Annotated in this window: 4 protein-coding genes; all 4 read left to right on the forward strand. The window is 39.2% G+C overall.

Going from position 1 to position 5,417, the window contains the following annotated elements; translation table 11 throughout:
* Window positions 1-298 precede the first annotated feature (298 nt).
* Window positions 299-1,138 carry a deoxyribonuclease IV gene (locus Q7U95_RS01250; protein WP_308751463.1) on the forward strand — a complete coding sequence of 280 codons (840 nt, stop codon included), beginning with the start codon at window positions 299-301 and terminating at the stop codon, window positions 1,136-1,138.
* A gap of 94 nt (window positions 1,139-1,232) precedes the next feature.
* Window positions 1,233-2,537: a diaminopimelate decarboxylase gene (lysA, locus tag Q7U95_RS01255; RefSeq protein ID WP_308751464.1), complete on the forward strand. Its 1,305-nt coding sequence runs from the start codon at window positions 1,233-1,235 to the stop codon at window positions 2,535-2,537.
* A gap of 174 nt (window positions 2,538-2,711) precedes the next feature.
* Window positions 2,712-4,004, forward strand: coding sequence for a homoserine dehydrogenase (locus tag Q7U95_RS01260; protein WP_308751465.1), 1,293 nt, complete (start codon window positions 2,712-2,714; stop codon window positions 4,002-4,004).
* Entirely contained in the window at window positions 3,997-5,046 is a 1,050-nt protein-coding gene (thrC, locus tag Q7U95_RS01265) for a threonine synthase (protein WP_308751466.1), read from the forward strand. Before Q7U95_RS01260 ends, thrC begins: the two co-directional genes overlap by 8 nt.
* Window positions 5,047-5,417: the final 371 nt, after the last annotated feature.

Below are 5,417 nucleotides of genomic sequence, written 5' to 3' on the forward strand. Positions count from 1 at the left end.
GTAAAATCAACAATCTGGCTAACAAACTCCCGACTCCCAACTAAGAGACTCCCGACTAATAGAGCAGATAGCTTATGGCAGATAGTAGAGAGAGTATAGAGTATAGTAAAATCAGTAATCTGGCTAACAAACTCCCGACTCCCAACTAAGAGACTCCCGACTAATAGAGCAGATAGCTTATGGCAGATAGTAGAGAGAGTATAGAGTATAGTAAAATCAACAATCTGGCTAACAAACTCCCGACTCCCAACTAAGAGACTCTCGACTAACAGACTACAGACAGATAGCGACTGAAAATATGAAATTTGGTTGTCATGTATCAATTGTGGGAAAAATATACTTGGCTGTTGAGCGAGCCATCCTCAGGGGTTGCGAGACGATGCAGATATTTTCCGGAAATCCCCGGGGTTGGAAACGCGCCGGTATTTTAGATGAAGATATTCACGAATTTAATTTTCGCCGCGAGGATGCCGGGATTGACCCTCTTGTTATCCACATGCCATACCTGGTCAATCTGGGTTCGCCAGATGCAGATATTTATTCGAGATCGGCAAGAGCAATGCTTGATGCAATTGAGCGAGCCAAAAAACTTAAGGCTTCTTATCTTGTTTTTCATCCGGGGAGTCACAAGGGCGCGGGAACAAAGGATGGCCTTATAAGAATTTCTGAGTCATTGAAGTCCCTAACTGCAACGCTTGACGACAACCCAAAGATACTTTTAGAGAACACTGCGGGCTCCGGCTTTAATTTAGGGGCCAAGTTTGAGGAGTTGGCTTTCATCTTTGAGGAGCTTGACTGGAGTGAAAAGTTTGGCGTTTGTCTTGATACTTGTCATGCATTTGCTGCGGGATATGATATATCAACAAAAGAAGGTTTGAATGACGTTTTAAGAGAATTGGACGAAAAAGTGGGCATAGATAGAGTATCTTTAATTCATGCTAATGATTCTTGTACACCACTTGGTTCTCGAATAGATAGACATACAGATATAGGAAAGGGTTATATAGGGTTAGGTGGGTTTAAAAGAATTGTTAATCACCCGCTATTAAGAGAACTGCCTTGTATACTTGAAACACCTCATATGAGTGAGAATGATGATATTAGAAATTTGAGTTTGATAAGGAGCTTAGTGGAATAAAGCTAGCTTTGACTGATAAATATTACCTATGTTAAACTGGTTAAAGCTGGTGTTTTGTTTTAATTTGTTTAAATTTCTTTTCTTAGGGGGCTACATGGTTTTACCTTTGACATCTAAAATTAATGAAAGCAGTCATCTTGAAATTGGCGGTTGTGATGCAGTTGAACTCGCAAAGAAATTCGGAACCCCGCTTTTTGTAATGGATGAGAAGACCATAAGGGCACAATGCAGGAAATATCTCTCGTCATTTCAAAAACTTAACAAAAATACCGAAGTAATTTATGCCAGCAAGGCATTTATCTCTATTGCGATGTGTCAAATAATTCAAGAAGAAGGACTCTCCTTAGATGTATCTTCAGGTGGGGAGCTGTATCTTGCAAAGAAAGCTAATTTCCCTTCTGAAAAGATTTTTATGCACGGGAATAACAAAACTCCCAAAGAGCTAGAAATGGCTTTAACGATGGAAATAGGCTGTATAGTGGTGGATAGCGAAGACGAACTGGAGTTGCTGGATAAAATTGCTTCAGAAAAGGGAGTTAAACCCAATATTATGCTTAGGATTACTCCTGGCATTAAACCTTCCACTCATGATTATATCCAGACTGGTCAAATTGATTCTAAGTTTGGGTTTGGTTTGACTGACGGGATAGCTTTAAAGGCGGTAAAAAAAGCTCTAGAATTTAAAAATTTACGCTTAAAAGGGTTTCATGTTCACATTGGTTCGCAGATATTTGTTTTGCACTCTTATGCTAAAGCAATAGAAATAATAATGGATTTCTCTAAGCAAATACTTGATGAAACTGGTTTTAATGCTTCAGAAATCAATGTTGGGGGAGGCTTGGGAATAAAGTATAAGGCGAAAGATGAGCCTTCAACAATAGAAGAATATGCAGAGGTAATAGTCAAAAATGTCCAAGAACAAGCAAAAAAACATGGCATAATATCTCCCAAAATTTTGATTGAACCGGGCCGCTCTATAGTTGGTAACTCAGGGGTTACTTTATATACGGTTGGCACAATTAAAGAGATACCTGGTGTTAGACGATATATATCCGTAGATGGGGGAATGTCAGACAATCTTCGTCCAATGCTTTACGGGGCGGAGTATGAAGTGATAATAGCCAATAAAGCCGATTTTAAGCCAGTGAGTAAAGTAACTATCGCGGGTAAACATTGTGAATCCGGAGATGTCCTTATTAAAGACGCAAAACTGCCTTTGGTAGAAATTGGGGATATATTATGTACGCCTGCAACAGGGGCTTATGGGTATATGATGGCAAATAATTATAATAAGCAACCTCGTCCCGCGGTAATTCTCGTAAATGAAGGAAATGCTACTGAAATAATCAGACGTGAAAATTACGAGGATATAGTACGTTTGGAAAGGCCACTTAAGTAATTGAAAATGAAAAGTATAGAGTATAGAGTATGGAGTATAGTAAAACCAGCAATTTGGCTAACAAACTCCCGACTCCCAACTAAGAGACTCCCGACTGATGAGCAAGACAGCTAATAACTGATAGTTAAGGGTAAAGTAAAAATAAACTAGCAAACTAGCAAGGGGAGATGAAAAGTGAAAGATTTGATAAATATAGGATTAATTGGATTAGGAACTGTTGGTTCAGGAGTTTATAAGATTTTAGCTACTCACAGAGAAGATTTTAAACGGAAAGTTGGAGCAGACCTTGTAGTTAAAGCTATAGCTGAAAAAAGTTCAGAAAAAGCTGATGCAGTTGGTGCTAACAGAGAGATAATAACTGATGCTAAAACCATAATTGAAGATCCAGATATTGATATAGTAGTTGAAGTAATTGGAGGGATAGAACCTGCAAAAAGCTTCATACTTGAGGCCATAAAAAAAGGGAAACATGTTGTTACTGCAAACAAAGAGCTTTTGGCAAGTCATGGTGAAGAAATTTTAAAGATGGCCGATAAAAATAAAGTAGATGTCTTTTTTGAAGCAAGCGTGGGAGGGGGCATTCCCATCATCCACCTCTTAAAAGAATGTTTGGCCAGTAACAAGATTTTAAAGGTTATGGGCATTGTAAATGGGACTACAAACTATATTCTGACTATGATGAGTGAAGAAGGTTGTTCTTTTGAAAAAGCTTTAAAAGAAGCGCAACAAAAGGGATATGCCGAAAGGGATCCCAGCGCTGATATTGAAGGAAGGGACGCGGCAGCAAAGATAGCAATTTTAGCTTCGATTGCTTTTAATAGCAGGGTAAAATTTTCTGATGTTTCAGTAGAAGGAATTTCAAAGATTACCGCAAAAGATATCTTGCATGCCAAAGAAATGAATTATGTGGTAAAACTTCTTGCGGTGGCAAAAGAAGTGGATGAAGAGCTGGAAGTGCGTGTTCATCCGGCCATGATTCCGGTTAAACATCCATTAGCTTCAGTAAATGGAGTTTATAACGCAATCTTTGTTGAGGGAGATTCTGTGGGAGAAGTTATGTTTTTTGGACAGGGGGCTGGAAGTTTGCCGGCTGCCAGCGCGGTTGTTGGTGACATAATAGAGGTCGCGCGAAACATACAATATGGCTCAAGTGGAAAGATTGGTTGCACCTGTTTTAGAAATTTGAATTTACGGCCGATAGATGAAATCAATTCAAAATATTATTTGCTTATGAACGCTGCGGATAAGCCGGGAGTTCTTGCAAAAATAGCGAAAGTGTTTGGCGATAATAACGTTAGTTTAGCAAGTGTTATTCAAAAGGGGTCACAGGGTTCAACTGCTGATTTAATACTTGTTACTCATCTTCTCAAAGAGAAGAATTTTAGGATGGCTCTCAATCAAATAAGGAAACTAAGCGAAGTAAATGAAATTTGTAACGTTATCAGAGTGGAGGAATCAAATGAGTGACAGAAAAGGTTTAATTGAGAGATATCGTGATTTTCTGCCCGTATCTGACAAAACTCCCGTTATTTCTTTGTTTGAAGGAAACACACCTCATATTTTTGCCAAGAATTTGAGTGAGGAATTTGGACTAAATATTTTTTTGAAGTATGAAGGATTAAACCCCACGGGCTCTTTTAAGGATAGGGGCATGACGATGGCAATTAGCAAAGCGCTTGAAGAAGGGGCTAAAGCTGTGATGTGTGCTTCCACTGGCAATACATCTGCTTCAGCTGCAGCTTATGCTACAAGAGCGGGAATTGACTGTATTGTTTTAATTCCTGAAGGCAAGATAGCTTTAGGCAAACTTTCTCAAGCGCTTATGCATGGGGCAAAAGTTATAGCTATTAAGGGAAATTTTGATCAAGCGCTTGATATTGTGCGAGAACTTACCACAAAACATCCGATAGTTTTGGTAAATTCCATAAATCCATACCGGATTCAAGGGCAAAAAACCGGCGCGTTTGAAATTTGCGACGATTTGGGAGATGCTCCGGATTATCTCTTTATTCCGGTAGGCAATGGCGGAAATATTACCGCGTATTGGATGGGTTTTAAAGAATATTATCAAGCCGGTAAATCTACAAAACTTCCAAAGATGATGGGATTTCAGGCAGAGGGTGCAGCCCCTATTGTAAAGGGGTACCCCATAAAATACCCGGAGACAATTGCTACAGCCATAAGAATTGGAAATCCCGCAAGATGGAAAGAGGCCGAAGAAGCCGCTTCTTCTTCCGGGGGTAAAATTGATATGGTTAGCGATGAAGAAATTATTTCAGCTTATAAAATGCTTGCTTTGCGAGAAGGCGTTTTTGTGGAACCGGCATCGGCTGCTTCAGTGGCTGGTTTAAGAAAGCTTGTTATGGAGAAAAAGATTGAAAAAGGGAAAACTGTAGTCTGTGTGCTTACCGGCCACGGACTCAAGGATCCCGATAATGCCATAAAAGTAAGTGGTAAAATTATCGAAGCTGAAGCAATCGTGGAAGCGATAGAAAAAATTATATTGTAATGGTAAAAAGTTGGGAGCCCGAAGCTTAGAGTATAGAATATGGAGTATGGAAAATAAAAGGGTAAGGTTTAAGGAGAAATTAAATAGTAATTGGTGGAGATTAAGTGGAAATTACAATGAATTACTATAAATTACAATTGTATTACAGCAAATTTCAATGAATTTCAATATCAGCACTCAGTAAAAATTAAATAGAGAGATTAGGTAGAGATTGATAAAAAGGTTAAGGGGAACGGGTAAAGTTAATTTTTAGCTCCCAGCCGCCAGCCTTCAGGGGAAATATTCTCCCTCCCTTGATGGGAGGGGACTAAGGGGAGGGTGAAGGTGTTTTGTCTTTAACATCTTACATTTTTCTATACCGTGCCTACCGG

Source organism: Candidatus Oleimmundimicrobium sp., assembly GCF_030651595.1.
GTDB lineage: Bacteria > Actinomycetota > Aquicultoria > UBA3085 > Oleimmundimicrobiaceae > JAUSCH01.

What these genes read in the sequence shown, in the direction of transcription:
- Q7U95_RS01250 (WP_308751463.1), top strand. Translation starts at nt 299, where the DNA reads ATGAAATTTGGTTGTCATGTATCAATTGTGGGAAAAATATACTTGGCT.
- lysA (WP_308751464.1), top strand. Translation starts at nt 1,233, where the DNA reads ATGGTTTTACCTTTGACATCTAAAATTAATGAAAGCAGTCATCTTGAA.
- thrC (WP_308751466.1), top strand. Translation starts at nt 3,997, where the DNA reads ATGAGTGACAGAAAAGGTTTAATTGAGAGATATCGTGATTTTCTGCCC.